At 71.6% G+C, this 19,685-nt stretch carries 21 protein-coding genes; 7 read left to right on the forward strand and 14 right to left on the reverse strand.

Annotated features, from left to right (window positions below):
• Positions 1–88 precede the first annotated feature (88 nt).
• Complete coding sequence (locus DEJ00_RS09480) at positions 89–2,227, forward strand: acyl-CoA dehydrogenase (protein ID WP_111057178.1); 2,139 nt, start codon at positions 89–91, stop codon at positions 2,225–2,227.
• A 113-nt stretch (positions 2,228–2,340) separates the two neighbouring features.
• Here the strand turns inward: DEJ00_RS09480 and csrA are convergent, their stop codons facing one another.
• The 13 genes from csrA to DEJ00_RS09545 all read right to left on the reverse strand — a co-directional run bounded on the left by csrA (position 2,341) and on the right by DEJ00_RS09545 (position 12,999).
• Positions 2,341–2,619 (reverse strand): carbon storage regulator CsrA, encoded by a 279-nt coding sequence (gene csrA, locus DEJ00_RS09485; protein WP_111057179.1) that lies wholly within the window; start codon positions 2,617–2,619, stop codon positions 2,341–2,343.
• Positions 2,620–2,623: 4 nt separating this feature from the next.
• Complete coding sequence (locus DEJ00_RS09490) at positions 2,624–3,589, reverse strand: hypothetical protein (RefSeq protein WP_111054176.1); 966 nt, start codon at positions 3,587–3,589, stop codon at positions 2,624–2,626.
• Positions 3,564–5,618 carry a flagellar biosynthesis protein FlhA gene (locus DEJ00_RS09495; protein WP_027465543.1) on the reverse strand — a complete coding sequence of 685 codons (2,055 nt, stop codon included), beginning with the start codon at positions 5,616–5,618 and terminating at the stop codon, positions 3,564–3,566. The genes DEJ00_RS09490 and DEJ00_RS09495 overlap by 26 nt, the downstream gene beginning before the upstream one ends.
• Positions 5,615–6,808, reverse strand: coding sequence for a flagellar biosynthesis protein FlhB (locus tag DEJ00_RS09500; protein ID WP_035808276.1), 1,194 nt, complete (start codon positions 6,806–6,808; stop codon positions 5,615–5,617). The genes DEJ00_RS09495 and DEJ00_RS09500 overlap by 4 nt, the downstream gene beginning before the upstream one ends.
• Before the next feature lie 4 nt (positions 6,809–6,812).
• Positions 6,813–7,571: a flagellar biosynthetic protein FliR gene (locus tag DEJ00_RS09505; protein ID WP_071403902.1), complete on the reverse strand. Its 759-nt coding sequence runs from the start codon at positions 7,569–7,571 to the stop codon at positions 6,813–6,815.
• Complete coding sequence (locus DEJ00_RS09510) at positions 7,571–7,846, reverse strand: flagellar biosynthetic protein FliQ (RefSeq protein WP_027465541.1); 276 nt, start codon at positions 7,844–7,846, stop codon at positions 7,571–7,573. The genes DEJ00_RS09505 and DEJ00_RS09510 overlap by 1 nt, the downstream gene beginning before the upstream one ends.
• A 9-nt stretch (positions 7,847–7,855) precedes the next feature.
• Positions 7,856–8,692 (reverse strand): flagellar type III secretion system pore protein FliP, encoded by an 837-nt coding sequence (gene fliP / locus DEJ00_RS09515; protein ID WP_027465540.1) that lies wholly within the window; start codon positions 8,690–8,692, stop codon positions 7,856–7,858.
• On the reverse strand, positions 8,689–9,249 hold the full coding sequence (locus tag DEJ00_RS09520; protein WP_027465539.1) for a flagellar biosynthetic protein FliO: 561 nt from the start codon (positions 9,247–9,249) through the stop codon (positions 8,689–8,691). Before DEJ00_RS09520 ends, fliP begins: the two co-directional genes overlap by 4 nt.
• 9 nt (positions 9,250–9,258) lie before the next feature.
• Positions 9,259–9,963 carry a flagellar motor switch protein FliN gene (gene fliN / locus DEJ00_RS09525; RefSeq protein ID WP_111057180.1) on the reverse strand — a complete coding sequence of 235 codons (705 nt, stop codon included), beginning with the start codon at positions 9,961–9,963 and terminating at the stop codon, positions 9,259–9,261.
• The gene (locus tag DEJ00_RS09530; protein WP_027465537.1) at positions 9,963–10,841 is read right to left on the reverse strand and encodes a flagellar motor switch protein FliM; all 879 of its coding nucleotides are present in this window, start codon (positions 10,839–10,841) and stop codon (positions 9,963–9,965) included. Before DEJ00_RS09530 ends, fliN begins: the two co-directional genes overlap by 1 nt.
• Before the next feature lie 97 nt (positions 10,842–10,938).
• Positions 10,939–11,868, reverse strand: coding sequence for a flagellar motor protein MotB (locus DEJ00_RS09535; protein ID WP_027465536.1), 930 nt, complete (start codon positions 11,866–11,868; stop codon positions 10,939–10,941).
• Between the two features lie 2 nt (positions 11,869–11,870).
• Entirely contained in the window at positions 11,871–12,695 is an 825-nt protein-coding gene (locus tag DEJ00_RS09540; RefSeq protein WP_111039553.1) for a motility protein A, read from the reverse strand.
• Between the two features lies 1 nt (position 12,696).
• Positions 12,697–12,999: a flagellar FlbD family protein gene (locus tag DEJ00_RS09545; protein WP_110863815.1), complete on the reverse strand. Its 303-nt coding sequence runs from the start codon at positions 12,997–12,999 to the stop codon at positions 12,697–12,699.
• A 128-nt stretch (positions 13,000–13,127) separates the two neighbouring features.
• Between DEJ00_RS09545 and DEJ00_RS09550 the strand changes: the two genes are divergently transcribed.
• The 6 genes from DEJ00_RS09550 to DEJ00_RS09580 all read left to right on the forward strand — a co-directional run bounded on the left by DEJ00_RS09550 (position 13,128) and on the right by DEJ00_RS09580 (position 18,684).
• Positions 13,128–14,207 (forward strand): hypothetical protein, encoded by a 1,080-nt coding sequence (locus DEJ00_RS09550; protein ID WP_111057181.1) that lies wholly within the window; start codon positions 13,128–13,130, stop codon positions 14,205–14,207.
• 109 nt (positions 14,208–14,316) lie between these two features.
• Positions 14,317–15,156, forward strand: coding sequence for a DUF4397 domain-containing protein (locus DEJ00_RS09555; protein ID WP_071403907.1), 840 nt, complete (start codon positions 14,317–14,319; stop codon positions 15,154–15,156).
• A gap of 14 nt (positions 15,157–15,170) precedes the next feature.
• Positions 15,171–15,803 carry a class F sortase gene (locus DEJ00_RS09560; protein ID WP_181440138.1) on the forward strand — a complete coding sequence of 211 codons (633 nt, stop codon included), beginning with the start codon at positions 15,171–15,173 and terminating at the stop codon, positions 15,801–15,803.
• Positions 15,804–15,871: 68 nt separating this feature from the next.
• Entirely contained in the window at positions 15,872–16,417 is a 546-nt protein-coding gene (locus DEJ00_RS09565; protein ID WP_071244624.1) for an RNA polymerase sigma factor, read from the forward strand.
• Positions 16,414–17,211, forward strand: coding sequence for an anti-sigma factor domain-containing protein (locus DEJ00_RS09570; protein ID WP_111057183.1), 798 nt, complete (start codon positions 16,414–16,416; stop codon positions 17,209–17,211). Before DEJ00_RS09565 ends, DEJ00_RS09570 begins: the two co-directional genes overlap by 4 nt.
• Before the next feature lie 480 nt (positions 17,212–17,691).
• Complete coding sequence (locus DEJ00_RS09580) at positions 17,692–18,684, forward strand: DUF4238 domain-containing protein (RefSeq protein ID WP_111057185.1); 993 nt, start codon at positions 17,692–17,694, stop codon at positions 18,682–18,684.
• Between the two features lie 77 nt (positions 18,685–18,761).
• On the opposite strand, the gene DEJ00_RS09585 is transcribed toward DEJ00_RS09580, so the two are convergent.
• Complete coding sequence (locus DEJ00_RS09585) at positions 18,762–19,637, reverse strand: NAD(P)H-binding protein (RefSeq protein ID WP_111057186.1); 876 nt, start codon at positions 19,635–19,637, stop codon at positions 18,762–18,764.
• Positions 19,638–19,685: the final 48 nt, after the last annotated feature.

Genomic DNA, 19,685 nt, shown 5'->3' on the forward strand with positions numbered 1-19,685 from the left:
GGCCCGCACGGCGTTCCCGCCACTGTCGGCACCGGTGTCTAGCGTGGACCGTGCAACACGGACACCGCAGTTCAGGAGGACTCCGCCCATGGTCGACACCGCCCCCGCCCAGCGCACCACCCCCGCCAGCGGCAACGACACCGCGCCGGACGTCGACGCGCAGCACGCCGCGCCGAACGCGGACGCCGCCGGCGACCCGGCAGCGGGCACCCCGACCGCCGGCACGGACACCGACGTCCGCATCGACGTCGAGCTGGTGCAGGAGCTCCTGCTCGGACGCTGGGCCGAGGACCGCCGGATCTCCCGGCGGCTCGCGCTCGACCCCGCGATGCAGAAGATCGAGGGCCAGCCGATCCCCGAGCACCGGGCACGCGTGCTCGAGCAGCTCCGGACCCTGGTCGACGCCGGGGCGATCCAGCGTCCCTACCCCACCGAGTTCGGCGGCCAGGACAACCACGGCGGCAACCTGGCGGCGTTCGAGGAGCTCGTCGTCGCCGACCCGTCGATGCAGATCAAGGCCGGGGTGCAGTGGGGACTGTTCGGGTCCGCCGTGCACCACCTGGGCACCGAGGCGAACCACCGCGAGTTCCTGCCGGGCATCGTCTCGTTCGAGGTCCCCGGCTGCTTCGCGATGACCGAGACCGGCCACGGCTCGGACGTGCAGAGCATCGCCACGACGGCCACGTACGACCCCGCGACCGAGGAGTTCGAGATCCACACGCCGTTCCGTGGTGCGTGGAAGGACTACATCGGCAACGCGGCCCTGCACGGGCACGCCGCCGTCGTGTTCGCGAAGCTCGTGACCGCAGGTGTCGACCACGGCGTGCACGCGTTCTACGTCCCGCTCCGCGACGCCGAGGGGACGTTCCTGCCCGGCGTGAGCGGTGAGGACGACGGCCCCAAGGGCGGCTTGAACGGCATCGACAACGGCCGGCTCGCGTTCGACCACGTCCGGGTCCCCCGCACGAACCTGCTGAACCGCTACGGCGACGTCGCCGCGGACGGCACCTACTCGTCGCCGATCGCCTCGCCCGGTCGCCGGTTCTTCACGATGCTCGGCACCCTGGTGCAGGGCCGGGTGTCGCTCGACGGCGCCGCGGTCGTCGCGCAGAAGATCGCGCTGCAGATCGCCCTGACGTACGCGATGCAGCGCCGGCAGTTCCCCACCGGTGACGGCACCGAGGGCGTGCTGCTCGACTACGGCCGGCACCAGCGCCGTCTCATCCCGCGCCTGGCGACGGTGTTCGCGCAGTCGTTCGCGCACGAGAAGCTCCTGCGCACCTTCGACGACGTCTTCAGCGGGCGCGAGGACACCCCGGAGCGCCGGGAGGACCTGGAGACCCAGGCCGCGGCGTTCAAGTCGATGTCGACGTGGTCGGCGCTCGACACCCTGCAGGAGGCCCGCGAGGCCTGCGGCGGCGCCGGGTTCCTCGCCGAGAACCGTCTGACCGGGCTCCGCGCCGACCTCGACGTCTACGTGACGTTCGAGGGCGACAACACCGTGCTGCTGCAGCTCGTCGGCAAGCGCCTGCTCACCGAGTTCCGCGCGAAGGCCCCGAAGGACCCGGCGTCCACCGCGAAGTTCGTGGCGGCCGTCGCGGCGTCGAAGCTGGCCGACGCGTCCGGCATCCGCCGCCTCGGCCAGACCGTGGCCGACCGCGGGTCCCTGGCCGCCAGCGTCGCCGACCTGCAGGACCCCCGCACGCAGCGCGAACTGCTCGCCGGTCGGGTCGACACCATGGTCGCCGAGATCGGCATGCGCCTGGCGTCGGCCGGCAAGGACCGAGCCCGCGCCGCCCGACTGCTGAACCGCTCGCAGCACGAGCTCATCGAGGCGTCGAAGGCGCACGCCGAGCTCATGCAGTGGGACGCCTTCACCGAGGCGCTCGACGAGGTCACCGAGGGCGACACCCGACGCGTGCTGGTCTGGCTGCGCGACCTGTTCGCGCTCGGCCTGCTCGAGCAGCACCTGGACTGGTACCTGCTGCACGGCCGGCTGTCGGCGCAGCGTGCCCGTGCGGTGTCGGCGTACATCGACCGGCTCGTCGCCCGGGTCCGGCCGATCGTGCCGCAGCTGATCGAGACCTTCGGGTACGAGCCCGGTCACGTCCGGGCGCCGATCGCGCTCGGTGCCGAGCAGGCCCGACAGGACGAGGCCCGTGCCTGGTTCGCGGCCGAGGCCGCCGCCGGCCGCCTGCCCGAACAGGAGAAGAAGCCCCGTCCGTGACGGACACGCGGCCGCGCCCGTGACGGACACGCGGCCGCGCCCGTGACGGACGTGCAGCCACGTCCGTGACGGGCGTGCAGCCGCGCCCGTGACGGGCGCGGCCGTGTCGGCCGCTAGGAGTCGGTCGGCTCCGGCGGAGCCTGGTCGCCCGCGGCCGCCCCGCCGCGAGCCCCGAGCGCCGCGCGCAGCTGCGCCTCGGCGTCGTCACCGGCAGCGGCGGCCTCGGCGTTCGCCTCGGCGACCGCACGCACGACCTCTTCGCGCTGGATCTTCACGCCGCGCGGGGCGTCGATGCCGATCCGGACGCCGTCGCCCCGGGAGTCGAGCACCGTGATGACGATGTCGTCGCCGACGAGGATCCGCTCGCCGACCTTCCGCGTGAGTACCAGCACCCGTTCAGCCTAGCGACACGACGGGGAGCCCCAGCAGGTCCACCGACCCGGGCGTGGCGGTCTCCCCCGCACCGATCGCCACGACACCGACCACGGGCAGCCGCGAGGCCACCGCGGACACCATCGCTGCCGAGTCCGCGGGCTTCCGCCCGACGTCGACCACGACCCACACCTGGTCGGCCTGCAGCGCGTCGCCGGTCGCCCGGTCGTCCCAAGCGGCGACGGCGAGCACGGCGTGCCCGTCGCGGACACCGTCGGCCCGCGCCAGGATCGCCGCACGGCGGTCGGCGGCGTCCGTCGGCCGGAGCGCGTGCCGCACCGCGAAGAGCCCGGCGGCCGCGTCGACGTCGTTCGGCCGCCCGACCAGGAGCACCAGGTCACCGTCCGCGGACCGCACGGTCGGGGCCGTGGGCCGGCCCACCGGTGCAGGCGAGGGCGCGTCGAGGACGCGGGACGGGCCTCCCGACCGGGTCTCGACGACCGGCTGCGCGACGGCCACCGCCTGCGCGTCGACCACCGTTTGCGCGTCGACGGCGGCCTGGAGGCGCGGGTCGACCCCGGTGGGCGCGTCCGGCTCGGACGGCGCGCGCGTCGGGCGCGGGGCGCTCGGCGTGATGCCGTCCGCCTGGAACCCGTCGAGCACCGACGCGAAGGCGTCGGCCCGCGTCGCCCTGGTGCCGTCGGTGCCGGCGATGCGTGCCTCGGCTGCCTCGGCGTCGGCGAGCAGCGCGGCGATGCCGACGCGCTGCACGGGCGAGTCGGCGATGAGGACCCGGGCGGTGGGCTGGTCCCCCGGTTCCGGCACCTCGACGGTGGCCTCGACGTGCGCCTTGCGGAACAGCCCGCCGAAGCCCGGCGTGGTCACGCGTTCGGCCGCGACGATCCGCGCGCCCGCGCCGAACTCGGTCCGGACCGCGTCGCGGAGGGACTCGAGCGTGGCGCCGCTACGCTGCAATCGGGTCGGCGGCACGGACCACTCCCACGGTCTCGATGGTGGAGCCCGCGGCGGTGGCCTCCTGGTACGACAGCACCGGGAGCCCGTTCGACTGGGCGGCGACCATGCGGTGCACGGCCGGGCGGAGCTGCGGGGCGCAGACCAGGACGGCGGAGAGCCCCTGGTCCTCCACGGAGCGCACGGCGTCGCGGACGGAGCCCAGGACCTGCTCGATGCGGTGCGCGTCGAGCACGATCTGGCTGCCCTGCTCGGACGGCCGGAGCCCCTCGAGCATCGACTGCTCGAGCATCGGGTCGATCATGATGACGCGCAGGGTGCCGGCGTCGGTGTGGCGGGCGGCGAGGGCCGGTCCGAGGGCCGCACGGGCGGACTCGACGAGCCCCTCGGGGTCGGTCGACACCTTGGCGCGGAGCGTGAGGGCCTCGCAGATCCGCCCGAGGTCGTTGATCGGCACGCGCTCGGCGAGCAGGCCCTGCAGCACCCGCTGCAACTCGGCCATCGAGAGCATGCCGGGGACGAGTTCCTCGACCGCGGCGGGGTTGACCTGCTTGACGCCCTCGGTCAGGACCTTGACGTCCTCGCGGGTGAGCAGGCGTGCGGCGTTGTCGCCGATGACCGCCTGCAGGTGGGTGACGAGCACCGAGACCCGGTCGATCACGGTCGCGCCGGTCATCTCGGCGGCGTGGCGCAGTTCGGCGGGCACCCACTTGCCGGTCAGGCCGAACACCGGCTCGACGGTGGAGGTGCCGGGCAGGCCGTCCAGGTGGTCGCCGAGCGCCAGGACGCTGCGGGCGGGCGCGGTGCCACGACCGGCCTCGACGCCGGCGATCCGGATGGCGTACGTCGACGGCGGCAGGTCGATCGAGTCGCGGGTGCGGACCGGCGGGACGACGATCCCCATGTCGATCGCGATCTTGCGGCGGAGGGCACGCACCCGGCCGAGCAGGTCGTCGGAGGCGCCGGAGACCATGTCGACCAGGTCGGGGGCGAGCAGGATCTCGAGGGCGTGCACGCGCATCTGCTCGAGCAGGTCCTCCGGGGTGTCGCCGGTCGGTGCCGCCGCCGCGAGTGCCTGCTGCTGGGCGGCGTCGGCCTCGGCCCGGGCGGCGTTCCGGCCGATGCGCCAGCCCGTGAAGAGCAGGGTCGCGCCGACGAGCAGGAAGGGCAGGATCGGCATGCCGGGGATGAACCCCATCGCGATCGCGGCGACGCCGGCGATCATCAGGGCGTTCCGCGACTGCGACAGCTGGGTCGCGGCCGAGGAACCCATCTCGGACTCGGCGCCGGACCGGGTGACGATCATGCCCGTCGACACCGCCATGAGCAGCGCCGGGATCTGCGTGACCAGGCCGTCGCCGATCGTCAGGATGCCGTACTTCGACAGGGCGTCGGTGGCGGACAGTCCGTTCTGCAGCATGCCGATGGCGATGCCACCGATCAGGTTGATGATGATGATCAGGATGCCGGCGATCGCATCGCCCTTGACGAACTTCGACGCACCGTCCATCGCGCCGTAGAAGTCGGCCTCGGCGGACACCGCGGCGCGGCGCTCCTTGGCTTCCTGGTCGGTGATCAGTCCGGCGTTCAGGTCCGCGTCGATCGCCATCTGCTTGCCCGGCATCGCGTCGAGGGTGAAGCGTGCCCCGACCTCGGCGACGCGCTCGGCACCCTTCGTCACCACGACGAACTGGATGACGATGAGGATCAGGAAGATGACTGCGCCGATGATGATCGACCCGGAGACGGCGACGTGGCCGAACGCCTGGATGACGTCGCCGGCGAAGCCCTCGCCGAGCACCAACCGGGTGGACGCCACGTTGAGGCCGAGCCGGAACAGCGTCGCGACGAGCAGCAGGGACGGGAACACCGAGAAGTCGAGCGGCTTCTTCACGAACAGCGTCGTGAGCAGGATCACCAGCGCCAGCAGGATGTTGATGATGATCAGGAAGTCGAGCAGGAACGACGGCACCGGCAGGATCAGCAGCAGGATGATGCCGACGATGAACACCGGGACGACGAGCTTCGGCAGGTCCTTGCGGTTCATGCGGGGAGTCCTTCGGTCTGGTTCTCTGCGGTGCGCGGTGTGCGGAGCCTGCGGGGGCGGAGGTCCCCGGTCAGGGTGGCGGGGTCGATGACGCTCGCGACCTCGTCCGGGGTGGTCGGCCGCGGCGGCGCGTGTGTGCCGGCCGCGGTGCCGCGCGCCTTGAGCGCCATCACGAAGGACAGGACGCGGGCCACGGGCGTGTACAGGTCGACGGGGATCTCGTGCCCGAGCTCGCACGTGGCGTGCAGTGCCCGGGTGAGCGGGACGTCGCGGACGATCGGCACCCGCTCTTCCTCGGCACGGGCGCGGATCACGTCGGCGACCGGGCCGGCCCCCTTCGCCACCACCCGGGGCGCGGACTTGCCCGGCTCGTACTTGATCGCGACGGCGTAGTGGGTCGGGTTCGTCATCACGACGTCCGCGGTGCCGATGGCCTGGATCATCCGGTTGCGGCTCATCGCGAGCTGACGGGAGCGGCGCTGCGACTTCACCAGCGGGTCGCCGTCGCTCCGCTTGTTCTCGTCCTTGACCTCGCGCTTGGTCATCATCGTGCGCTTCCGGTTGCGGCGGATCACCACGAACACGTCGAGGGCTGCGAGGACGAGCCCGGCGACGATCGCGGCGCGCAGCAGGGTGCCGGACCCGGCAGCGGCGGCCTCGAGCACGGCCGACAGCGGCAGCGAGCCGCTCGTCATCAGGACCGGCATCAGCCCCTGCACCGCGAACCACAGGACGAGCCCGACGACGGCGGTCTTCAGCAGCGCCTTCGCCCCGTTCCAGAGCGCCTGGGTGCCGAACACGCGCTTCAGTCCGGCGATCGGATCGAAGTGGTCGGGCTGCGGCGTCATCTTGCGGAAGTGCACCCCGCCCTGGGTGACGGCGGCGGCGAGCACCGCGACCGCGACGACCGCGAGCATCGGACCGAGGGTCGCACCCATCGAACCGAGGGCGTCGGCGAGCAGGGCCTGCACGGCACCGAGCTCGGGGTCCTCGATGACCCGCTGCACGGCGAGGAGCTGGTCCTGTCCGGCGGCCGCGGCGTTGCCGATCGCGGCCGGGATCATGAGCGCCGCGACGGCGATCCCGATCCACGCGCCGAGGTCCTGCGAGCGACCGATCTGGCCCTTCTCGTGGACCTCGCGCATCCGCTGCTGGGTTGCCTGTTCGGAACGTTCTCCGCTGTCGGACACGTCGTCACCCCCGTCCCGTGATCGCCTCGACGGCGTCGCCGGTCAGCGACGACACCACCGAGGGCAGGGCCATGAAGAGCGCGCCGGCGAACAGGACGGTCAGGCCGATCTTGATCGGGAAGCCCATCTGGAACGCATTGAGCGCCGGTGCCACACGGGTCAGCAGCCCGAGGCCCACGTCGGCCAGGAAGAGCACGACGACGAGCGGGCCGGCGATCTGCAGGGTGGCGAGGAACATCTGTGACATCGCGGTCACGAGCATCGACGCGAGCCCGTCCACCGCGAATGTGCCGGTGAGCGGCACGGCGTCGAACGACCGCACCAGGCCGCCGACGATGAGCTGGTAGCCGCCCGAGGTGAAGAGCAGCGCGAGCGCGGTCATCTGGAACAGGCGGGTGAACTGGGCGCCGTTGACCTGGGACTGCGGGTCGAACGCCTGTGCGAGCGTGAACCCGCCGAACAGGTCGATGAGCGCACCCGCCGACTGCACGGCGGCGAACACCAGGAACACCAGGAACCCGAGGGACAGCCCGACGACGAGCTGGGTGAGCAGGGCGAGCAGGAACGGCCCCGTGTCGAGCGACTCGTAGCCGACGGCGACGCGCGGGGCGACGCCGATGGCGAGCCCCAGCCCGAGGATCACCTTCACCGTGCCGGGGAACGCCCGGTACGAGAACGGCGGCGCGATGACGAAGAACGCGACGAGCCGGACGCCGGCGAGCATGGTCGCCTCCAGACGGTCGGCGTCGATGCTGAGCTCCATCAACCGGCCCCGAGCAGCTTCGGGATCATGTCGAAGGCGACGTGCGTGAACGCGATCATCTCCGAGATCATCCAGTTGCCGCAGACCACCAGGGCGATCGCGACGGCGACGGCCTTCGGCACGAACGAGAGCGTGACCTCCTGGATCTGCGTCACCGACTGGAACAGCGAGATCGCGAAGCCGACGACGAGCGAGGTGATGAGCACCGGGGCGGCGAGCTTGCCGGACACCAGGAGCGCCTGGAGCACGAGGTCGATGACGGCCTGCTGGTTCATGCGTGCCCCCTAGACAACGTGGTAGCTCTCGATGAGCGACGTGATGATGAGGCCCCAGCCGTCGACCAGCACGAAGAGCAGGATCTTGAACGGCAGCGAGATCATGACCGGCGGGAGCATCATCATGCCCATCGACATCAGGGCCGCGGAGACGACGAGGTCGATCACCAGGAACGGGATGAAGATGACGAACCCGATGATGAACGCGCTGCGGAGCTCCGAGATGATGAACGCCGGGATCACCGTCGTCATCGGCACGTCCGCCATCGACTTCGGGTTGTCGAGCCCGGCGGCTCGGGTGATCAGGGCGACGTCCTCGTCGCGGGTCTGGTGGAGCATGAAGGTGCGCAGCGGCTTCGTGCCGATCTCGACGGCCTGGTTGAAGTCGAGGTGCCCGGCCAGGTAGGGCTGCAGGGCGTCGTCGTTGATGTGCCCGAGCACCGGCGCCATCACGAACAGCGACAGGAACAGTGCCAGTCCGGCGATCACCTGGTTCGGCGGGATCGACTGCAGCCCGAGCGCGTTCCGGGTCATCGCGAGCACGACGAAGATCTTCGTGAACGACGTCATCATGAGCATCAGCGCGGGTGCGACGCTCAGCAGCGTGATGCCGATGAGCGTCACCACGGCCGACGACGGGGTGCCGTCCGGGCCGTTCACGCTGACGCTGAAGTCACCGGTCGCGGGGGCTGTCGGGGTCGCCGGGGCGGTGGGTTCGACGACACCGGCGGCGTGCGCACCGGTCGTCGTGAGCATCAGGAACCCGGCCACGACCGCCAGGCCGAGCAGGACGAGGGCGACGAGTCGACCCGACCGTGCCAGACGGTGCGGCCCTGCCGCGGTCACCCGGCCCGCCGGTTCCGCAGCGCGGCCGCGGCCTGGCGCCAGGTGTCGACCGACAGGATCGAGCCCTGCAGCTGCTGGGCGCTCGGCACGGCGCGCTGCGGGCGACGGTTGCGCGGGCGCATCGGCAACGGCGCGACGGCGCTGGTCGCGTCGGTCGCCCGGGTCACGTCGTCCGTGCCTGCCGGGAGGCCCGTGGTGGCGTCCGACTGCTGCGCGAGTTCCCGACCGAACGCGTCGGCCGACGGGGCGGGACGCACCGGCAGTGCCACCGGTCCGGTCACGATGGTGAGTTCCGGCGCGGGCGCCTGCCCGCTGGTGAGCAGGTTGACCCCGTGCTCGGACACGCCGAGGACGAGCCGCTCCCCCTCGACGTCGACCACGACGACGCTCGCCTTGCCGCCGATGCCCTGCCGACCGACGACCTCGACGGTCGCCGCACGACGGCCCGACGGCTTGCCCGAGAAGCGCTTGCGGCTCGCGCGGTGCAGCACCCACATGAGGGCGAGCACGACGCCGAGCGAGAGCGCGACGCGGAGGGTGACGACGAGGGTGTCCACGTGCGGGTCTCAGACGCTCTCGGCGACGTCGAGGATGCGGGTGATCCGGACCGCGTAGTCCTGGTCGACGACGACGACCTCGCCGTGCGCGATGAGGCGGCCGTTCAGCAGGACGTCGGCGGGGGCGCCGGCACTGCGGTCGAGCTCGACGACGGCCCCGGGCTCCATGCCGAGCACGTCGCGGACCGACATCCGGGTGCGGCCGATCTCGACCGTCAGGGTCATCTCGACGTTGTTGATCCGGCCGAGGTTGCCGGCGGGCAGGTTCGCCACGACGGGCGCCGACACCGTACCGTTCTCGCGGACCCGGATGCCGAACCACCCGGCGGGCAGGCCGCCGGCGGTGAGTTCGAACACGACGGTGTCCGGGTCGGCCAGCAGCGACGCGGCCGACTCGCGGTGCGCCTCGCCGAGCACCCCGACGCCGAGGACCCCGGCCGCGGCCTCGAGCGACGGACGCAGCACGTCGGTGACGGCCACGATGCCGTGGTCGGTGCCTCCGGCGGCCGTGATCGATTCGAGGTCGGTGAGCACGAGCGCCAGGTCGGCCGACAGGCCGCCGACGAACGAGGCGACCACGGCGTCCGTCGCCGCGTCGAGCACGACCGGTGTCGCGCCTCCAGGCAGGAGCACCGCGGTCAAGGGGGCGGCCGTCGGGAGCTGCGCCGCGAGCGACTCGGCCGCTGCGGTGTGGAGGGTGGTCGTTTCGGTCATCAGTGCTGCTCCGTGCTCGTGGTGGTGACGACGATGCCGGCGAGGCGCGAGCCGTTCGCGCCGACCGCGGCGGTGCCGACGGGTTCGCCGTCGACCGCGATGGTGAGGGGCCGGTGCTGCGGGTGCGGCAGCGGCAGGACGTCGCCGACGGCGAGCCGCAGGACCTGCGTCGGCAGGACCGCGGCCGGGGCGAAGCGCAGGCTGACGCCCACGGGCACGCTCTCGAGCTGCGCGTCGAGCAGGGCTCGGGCGTCGGCCGGCGACACGTGCGCCGCGGCCTCGCCGAGCTGCGGCAGGACGGCCTCGGCCGGCAGGGCCAGCGTGCCGGGGGCGATGCGGTCGCCGACCCGGATCGAGAACGAGGCGACGATCATCAGGTCGCCCTTCTGCGCGGCCTGGGCGAACTGGCTGTTGAACTGGAACCCGCCGACCGCGACGTCCTGCGCGAGCAGCCCGCCGAACGAGTAGCGGAGGTCGTCGAGGGCGTCCTCGACGATCTTGCGGACCAGGGCCTGCTCGATGGGCGTGAAGGTGCGGTCCGGCGTCGGCAGCGGCTTCGAGGCGCCCAGCGCGTGCGACACCCACGTGAGCGCGGCGTCGAGCGGGACCTGCAGCACGCCCTTCGGGGTCAGGCCGGTGATCGGCAGCAACACCATGCCGGTGAGCGCGGGCAGCGACGCGGCGTACTCGTCGTACGTCGTCATCTCCACCTGCTCGCAGGTGACCTGGCTGACCGCACGGACCTTCGCCGTCAGCTGCGTGCCCCACTGGCGCGCGAACGTCTCGAAGGCGAGCTCGAGGACCCGGGCGTGCTCACGGGCCAGCGTCGACGGGCGTGCGAAGTCGTACACCTCGGGCGCTGGCAGGGTCTCGGTCACGGGTGCGTCTATCGGTCACCTGTGGGGCACCCGTCAGTGCTGTACCCCGTAGTGGGGCGGTGGCGTCAGCGCTGGTGCACTCCGCGCGGTGCGTGCCTCAGCCCTGCTGCGCTCCGTCCTGTGCCTTCGCCAGCGCCGGCATGAGGGCGCTGACGTCCTGGTCGGCGTTCGACAGGACCACGATGTCGACCCGCCGGTTCAGGGCGAGGTCCCGGTCCGTGCCGCCCTTCGCCAGTGGCCGGCTCGACCCGAACCCGACGCTCTGCACGTGCTCGCCGGGCATCCCGCCCCGCTCGACCAGGTCGCGCAGGACCCCGGTCGCCCGCGCCGCGCTGAGCTCCCAGTTCGTGGCGTACGGCGCCGTCGAGTTCCGCTGGTCGGCGTGCCCCTCGACGCTGACGTCGTGGTCGGAGGTCTTCAGCACCGGCGCGATGGCGTCCATGATCGACCGCGCCTGGTCGGACAGGTCCGCGCTGTTCGTGCCGAAGTACGTCTCGCTGCCGATCAACCGGACGATCAGGCCGCGGGCGTCCACGGTGAACTGGACGTTCTCGCTCTGGCCCGCCTTCGCCAGGTTGTGCTGGATCGCACGCTCGAGCTTCGTCAGGTCGTCGAGCTCGCGCTTCGCCTCGGCGAGGTCCTGCTTCGTCGCCGTCGTCGGCACCACCGTCGACGCGGGGTCGACGTTGGTGTCCTTCGTGCCCGACGAGGCGGTCGAGTGGTCGGCCTGGGACTTGTCCGTCGAGTAGCCGGAGCCGTCCTCGACCTGGTCCTTCGTCACGACGGTGCCGCTCGCGGTGTCGATCTTCTGCGAGTCGACCTCGCCGAAGCCGGTGGCGAGCGACTGCTTCAGCTGGATGTACTTCTCCTGGTCGACGGTGGACATCGCGAAGAGCACGAGGAACATGCACATCAGCACCGTGATCATGTCCATGTACGACGCCATCCAGCGCTCGTCGGGGTGCTCGGCCTCGTCGTGGGATTTCTTCGCGCGACCGCGGCCGCGGCCCCGGGGGTTGGCGCTCACGGTCAGGCCGCCAGCTGCTGGTCGTCGGCCGCGTCGGCCTTCTTGCCGGCCTTGCCGCCCTTGCCACCCGTGTCGGCGCGGGCGGCGGGCGGGACCATGGCCTTCAGCCGCTCACCGAGCAGACGGGGCTGGCTGCCGGCCTGCACCGCGAGCAGCCCCTCCATCAGGAGCGTCTGGCGGTCCGACTCGAGCTGGGCGAGCTTGCGGAGCTTGCCGCCGATCGGCAGCCACATGAAGTTCGCGGTCAGCAGGCCCCACAGGGTGGCGACGAACGCGCTGGCGATCAGCGGTCCGAGCTCGTCGGGCTTGCCGAGGTTCGCGAGCACGTGGGTCAGCGAGACCACGGTGCCGATGATGCCGACGGTCGGGGCGAAGCCGCCGAGGCCCATGAAGAACGCGCTCGCGCTCCGGGTCGGGGCCGCGTTCGACTCGATCTCGTCCTCGAGCAGGATCCGCAGCTCGTCGCCGTCGGTGCCGTCCGCGATGTTCTGCAGCGCCTTCTTCATGAACGGGTCGTCGTGCTTGTCGGCCTCCTGTTCGAGGGCGAGCAGGCCGTTCGCGCGGGCGGTCTCGGCGAGCCCGACGACGTCGTCGATGACCGACGCCGGCGGGGTGACCTTGCCGGTGAACGCCTTCGGGACCGCCTTGAAGCTGGCGATCGCGTCCTTCAGCGTGGTGCTCGCGATGCCGCAGCCGATGGTGGCGCCGAACACGAGCAGCATCGGGGCGGGCAGGAAGAGTCCACCGAGCTCGACGTGCTCCATCTGGACCATGCCGAACAGGGCGCCGAAGGCGAGCAGGATGCCGACGATCGTTGCGATGTCCACGTCAGCGACCCCCGTCCAGCGCGCGGCCGTGCTGCGTGGAGCGGAGTGCGGCGACCGGGGCGAGCGTGGGCTGCGGGCCGGTGTTCGTGCTCGAGCGGGGGGCCTGGTCGGTGCCGTAGGCCATCCCGACGATGCGGGCGCGGTACGCGGCGATCAGGTCGATGACGTCGGCCATCGACTCCCGCACGATGTACTTCGCGCCGTCGACCATGATGAGCGTCGTGTCCGGCGTCTCCTGGATGCGCTCCACGAGATCGGGGTTCACAGCGAATCCGCTGCCGTTCAGTCGTGTGACGACGATCATGGCCCGTCCTGGTTCTCGATCGTCCCGCCGCCGTCCGTGGGGCGGGATGCGGGCCCGTCCGTGGGCCTGCACGGAGGACTATCGGCGGGTGCGACGGGTGCGTTAGCGGCCGTCACTAGCCTGGTTCGGTGATCGATGCCTCGGACCTGCTCGCCCACCCGCGTGGCCGGCGCTTCTGCCTGGAGCTCGTCAGCGGTGTCCAGGACCCCGACGACCCGGCCGCCCTACAACTCGGCGACCTGCTCTTCTGGGCGGAGCACCACCTCGGCGTCGAACGCGGCGACGACCGAACGCTCTTCGGCATCGGTGGTGCGGTCGAACCCGATCCGGCTCCGAATCTGGCAGCGGTGGCGAGCGCACTCGCGGCGGTGTCCCTGCCGTCCGTGGGCGAGGACGACGTCGTGGTCGCACTCGAGTCGACTGCGGAGAGCGCGCTGTGGTGGCAGCAGCCCGATGCGCTGGACGCGCTCCTCGCTCGGACGGAACTGCTGGCCGCGCTCCGGCGGCTCGCTCGGTGGGCGGTCGACAGCCCGGTCGTGCGCCGGCTCTCCGACCCGCAGGGCGGAGCATGGAGCGTCGAGTTCGACGAGGGCGACCAGCCCCGTCGTCCGAGCGCGGAGGCGGCACTGGCCGACTGGGCGCTGGAGCTGCGGGACGAGATCTCCGAGGGAAGTCCGGGGACCGGCAGCGGGGTGTGGTGGACGACGCCGCCGTGGCCGCTCGCGCAGCACACGCGAGCGCCGTTCCCGTCCGCCGGGCCGCTGGCGCTCTGGGCGGTCGAGGACTCCTTCGGGCAGGAACGCGCCGTCGTCTCGGCGGTGCCGGCCGATGCCACGGCGCGCGTGTGCACTGTCGAGGGTCCCGCCGACTGGGCCGCGCTGTGCCGGCGCTGGCCGCTCGACGTGACGGGGACGACCCGACGGAACGACTGGGCCGTGGCGACCGGACGGCAGGGCGACTGGGTGCTGCCGGACTGGTCCGCGGTGGCCACCGAGTACGACGTCGTGCACCTGACCGTCGCGGGCTGGTTCCGCACTTCCGGGCTCGCCGTGCCGGTCGACGGCAGCCGCGCGAGCGTCGTCGCCGGGTGGACGCCGGACTCCGCGTACCGGCTCACCGACCTGGGAGCCGGGGACGAGGCCGTCACGGGCGATCCGGAGACCTGGTCGCGTCCGGGCAACGCAGGGGTCTGGCGCCGTCTCAGCTGATCCCCAGGAAATCGCTGCATCCGATCGGGGTGCTCCGGCGGTAGTGGGGGTACGACGTCGAGGACGACGTCGTCCGCACCGGCCCGGACAGGCCCGAAGGAGACACGTCATGCGCAAGACACTCGCCACCGGCCTCAGCGCCGGTGTCCTGTTCGCCGCAGCTGCGGCCGTACTGCCCGCGACCGCTGCGACCGCCGCCACCGGCGAGGCGACGCTCTCGGTCCTCCACGCCGTGCCGGACGTCACCGTCGACGTCTACCTCGACGGCGAACGTGCCATCGACGACTTCACCCCGGGCACCCTCGCCGGCCCCATGATGGTGCCGGCCGGTGCGCACCAGCTCGCGATCACCGCCTCGGACGCCACCGATGCGTCGAAGCCGATCATCGGCCCGGCGGACGTCTCGTTCGACGCCGGGGGCAACTACACCGCCGTCGCCCACGACGCCACGGACGGGTCCCCGACCGCCACGGTGTTCACCAACGACACCTCGGCCGTCGCGGCCGGCCAGGGACGCCTGGTCGTCCGGCACGTCGCCGCCGCACCGGCCGTCGACGTCCTCGCAGGTGGGAAGGCCGTCGTGTCGAACCTGTCGAACCCCGACGAGCAGGCACTCGAGCTGCCGGCCGGCACCGTGTCGGCGACCGTCGCCGCCACCGGGACCACCGACCCCGTGATCGGCCCGGCGGACGTCGCTGTCACCGCGGGCTCATCGACCATCGTCTACGCCTGGGGCAGCCTGGACGATGACAACCTCGCCCTCGCCACGCAGACGATCGCGGACCTCGGTGGCACGCCGAACGGCGTCCCTGCCGGGAACGCCGGTCTCGTGGCCACGAACGACCAGGACCCCCTGCCCCTGGTCGGCGCAGCGGCGGCCGCACTGGCCGCCGCTGCCGCGATCGGGGCCGTGGTGCTCCGCCGCCGGCACGCAGCGACCCGCCGCTGAACGTGCCACGCCCCGTGCGGTCCGCCACGGTGACGCTCGTCGTCGCCGTGGCGGCCGCCGCCCTGACCGGGTGCTCGTCGGCCGGGACCACCCCCGGCGGGCAGCCGTCCGTCCTGCCGACCACCACCCCCACACCGGTCCCGTCGGCGTTCTCGACCGAGGTGCCGCAGCAGGCCGCCACGATCCCCCCGGTCCGGGACGCCCCCGCCCCGACCACCATCACCGTCGACCACGCCGGCATCAGCGCGCCGGTCCGGCCGGAGGGGGTCGACGAGGACGGCGCGATGGCGCTCCCGCCCGACCCGGCCACCGCGGGCTGGTACCGGTTCGGTGCCGCACCGTCGTCCACCGAGGGCACCGTCGTCATCGCGGCCCACGTCGACGCGGTCGGCTACGGCATCGGCCCGTTCTCCCGCCTCGGCGACGCCCCGTCCGGCACCCGGGTCACCCTGACCGACGCGGACGGTGCCGAGACCGCGTGGCGGATCGACTCCGTCAGCATGCTCGAGAAGCAAGGACTCCCCTGGGGTGAGGTGTTCCGTCACGACGGGCCCCGACGGCTCGTCCTGGTGACCTGCGGCGGGACGTTCGACGCAGCCACCGGACACTACGAGAGCAACCTCGTCGTCACCGCGGTCCCGGCCTGACCGTGGCGACGATCCGCCCCCTACGATCGGATCGTGGTCGACGACGACCGCGCCAGCGACAGGAAGACGTGACGACCATCCTCCCGGACGACAGCGAGCTCTCGGACGCGTTCCGCGCCGGGGGCGAGCACGCCCTGCGAGCCGTCTACGAGCGGTGGTCGTCGCTCGTGTACTCGCTGGCCCTGCGCGCCCTGGCCGACCCGGCCGCCGCGGAGGACGTCACGCAGCAGGTCTTCGTGAAGGCCTGGCAGCGCAGCACGAGCTACGACCCCGGCCGCGCCCCGCTCGGCGCGTGGCTGGTCGGCATCACCCGGAACTGCATCGCCGACGCGCAGAACGAGCGCCGACGGCACGCCAGCGCCGCCGACCCGGACGTGGTCGAGGAGACCACCCCGGCGCCGGAACCGGCCTTCGACCTGGCCGAACGCGCACTGGTCGCCGGAGAGCTCGAGCGGCTCGACGAGGTCCCACGGCGCGTGATGCGACTGGCGTTCTACGACGACCTCAGCCATCGTGAGATCGCCGAACGGCTCGAACTGCCGCTGGGCACCGTCAAGAGCCACATCCACCGAAGTCTGGCTCGGCTCCGAACACGTCTGGAGGTGATCGAATGAAGCACGTCGACGATGAGACGCTGGCGATGCTCGCGGTCTCCGACCAGGTCGCGAGCGACGACGTCGCCGACCACCTGGCGTCCTGCGACCGGTGCCGCGACGAGGTGGCCGCGCTGCAGCGGGTCGCCGCGGTGACCCGGGCGTCCGAGGACGTCACGCTGGCCGCGCCCCCGGAGCACGTGTGGGACCGGATCGCGGCCGAGATCGCCCGGACGCCACAGCAGGCCGCGGCGCCGGCGACCGAACCCGAACGAGCGGCCGAACGCGCGTCCGGCGGGACCCAGTCTGGCGCCCAGCACCACGCCGTGGCCCGCCGACCCCGATCCCGTCCCCGTCGTCGCCGAGCCCTCGCCATCGCGATCGCCGGCGTCGGTGTCCTGGCCGTCGTCCTCGGCATCGGTGTGGCGTCGGGGGTCGTCCCCGGACTCCCCCGCGGCGACACCGAGACCGTCCTGGCGAACACCGAGCTCGCAGCGCTGCCCGGTTGGTCGGGGACGACTGGCCGCGCCGAACTCGAACGTGACCAGGACGGCCGGGTGACCCTGCTCGTCGACCTGCACGGTGAGCGCGGTCGCTCCGGCACCGGTCCGCTGCGCGAAGTCTGGATGATGCGGTCGGACCTCGGCGGACTGGTGAGCGTCGGCTACCTCGACGGCGACCAGGGCCGCTTCACGGTGCCCGACGGCGTCGACACCGCGGAGTTCCCGGTCGTGGACGTCTCGGCCGAGGCCGACGATGGCGATCCGGCGCACTCCGGTGACTCCATTGTCCGGGGCACCCTGACCGATCCCTGAGCAGTGCGGGGCACTGGTGTTCGCGAGCGGGACAACGGTGCGCGCGGCCACGCGAAATCGTACGGGTGGGACTGCTCAACAGACGGCGTTGATTGGTGCCCCGCCTGTCGTGCAGCGCAGGCAGCACTCGACTCCTAGACCGCCGGCTCGGTCAATCGTGCCGTCGCTCGTCCTGCACCAGCCCGATCAGCGCGAGGGTACGCTGCAGCGCAGCCTCGGCTCAGAACCCGCCCGCGGAGTGATCGAGGAGGTTCAACTGCTTGATCGCCTGGCGACGCTCAGCGGCGAGCTCGTCGACAGTGAGCCACTGCAGCGCCTCGGTCCCTGGATGGGGACAGCGCACTCCTCTGGCCCCGGCGGATCGAGCCGGGACTAGGGAGAAACACCTCCCCGGCTCGACCCGTACCTGCGTGCCGACGACGTGTCGATAGGCGATCTGCTAGCGCATGTGCTGTCGGCGCCTACTGGCAGCATGAGTAGATGTCTCAGGTTCCCCCCGCGCGGCGGCACCACACCGTCCCGCAGTTCTACCTCCGTGGTTTCGCCGACGGTGAAACGCTTCGCACCATCGCTTTGCCTGGCCGTCGCCGGTACAAGCAGTCGGTCCGCGATGCGTCTGTTGAGACCGACTTCTACGCTCTCCCCGGGCATCCCGAGGGCGACGATGTACTCGAGCGGGCTCTGTCCGAGGTTGAGGGGGCCGCTGCCGCCGTATTGCGTCTCATCGTGAAAGGCCGATGGCCACTTGACGTCGCAGATCGCACTGCCTTGGGGTACTTCATCGCGTTGCAAGCAACCCGGACACAGGTGAACCGAAGAACGGCAGACTCGCTCGCTGCTTTCGCCGCACGGCTTGAGATTGGCTTCGGGGGACGAAATCGGTTCAAGGCTCGGCTCGAGCACGACGGAAGGACCGTCCCCGAGGAGAAAGTGCAACAGCTGTGGGATGAAGCAATGCGCCCCGAGGGGCCGCCCGTACAAGTCAGTCATGGGGAGTTCGCCGAACAGATGCTGAAGACCGCCGACGGCCTTCTGAAAAACCTGATCGGACGACCTTGGACGCTGGTCCGATTCGATCGCAGGTCGCTAGTCACCTCCGACTCCCCGGTGAGCTTGGTCGCACAGCCCGACGCTAACGAGTGGGAAGGGGTCGGATACATGACCGCTTGGGGCATCGCAATGCCCTTGACTCGGAAGCTTGGACTCATCATGGGAGACCCGACGCCGTTCCAAGGCCTGGTCCCCGTCGAGGAGGTGCACCAGGGCCTGCGAGACACACTCGTCCCTGTAGGCACGACCGCCTACGAGCGCTTCTTCAACGAGCACACGATCGGCCACGCAAGCCGATGGCTCTACTGCCACCCCAGCGATGAGCACCGCATCCCGGAGGACCTACCCGAGCCCCATCTCGTGAACATGCGCATCCAGAACGACCCTTGGGAGTTCGACGGCGAACCGAACGGTGTTGTCTAACCGCTCGCCGACGCCGAGCACGCCGCGAATCCGGCCCACGCGGACCGTCTCGATAGCCGATCGGCTACCGGACGAGATCAGCGGAAGAGCTCGGCGTTTTCCGCGACCCAGTCCGGGATCGAGCGGGCAGGCCGGCCCAGCAGATCTTCCACAGTGGACGTCTTTTCGGTGCTGGCGCCAGAAGCAAGGGCTTCGACGTCGATGCTCACGAGGAGCCCCACGACCATCTCCGGCAGTCCGAGTGACAGCAGCAGGGCCCGCTGTTCGTCAGGGGTTCGGTGCGTGTAGGTCACGGTGCGCCCGATCGCTTCCGAGATGAGCTCTGCGATGGCGTCCATGTTCAGCCCGTCGGGTCCGGTGAGGTGGTAAGCCCTGCGGACCGAGCCGCTCGCTGCACCGCTCAGGATCAGGCGTGTCGCGACGTCTCCGACGTCGCGCACGTCGATGAGGTTCGCGGGCAGCGTGCCGGCAGCGCCTCCCCACAGGTCGCTCTTGATGAGTCCGGCCTGACCGCCGATGACGGCGCTGAAGGTCATGGGGCGCAGCACGCTGTAACCGATGTCGACCGCGCCGAGATGGTCCTCCACCTGCAGATGCCAGTCGATTGGGTGCATGCGGGAGGGCCAGCTCCACGAGCTGACCTTGACGACGTGTTCGACCCCGGCGCGAGCGGCCGCGTCGATGAGGGCGATTTCCTGGTGGGCTTGGTCGTCGGAGCTGCCGAGGCTGATGACCAGCACGTCGGCGCCGTTGACAGCGGACGCGATCGACTCGGGGTCCGCGTAGTCGATGTGGACGCTCGTGGTCTGGGTGCCAGCGTTTTGCGCTGCGGGTGTCCGGCTGAGTGCACGTACCGCGGTGCCGGCAGCGGAGAGCCCGTCGGTGATCACCCTGCCGACACGCCCCGTCGCGCCTGCGATCGCAACGAGCCCCGGTCCTGATACTTCGGTCATGTCGATGTCTGCCTTCTCTTGGTGACTGCGGGTCGGGCGGGCGCTTCG

Origin of the sequence: Curtobacterium sp. MCLR17_039 (assembly GCF_003234745.1) — a bacterium.
In the GTDB taxonomy this organism is placed as follows: domain Bacteria; phylum Actinomycetota; class Actinomycetes; order Actinomycetales; family Microbacteriaceae; genus Curtobacterium; species Curtobacterium flaccumfaciens.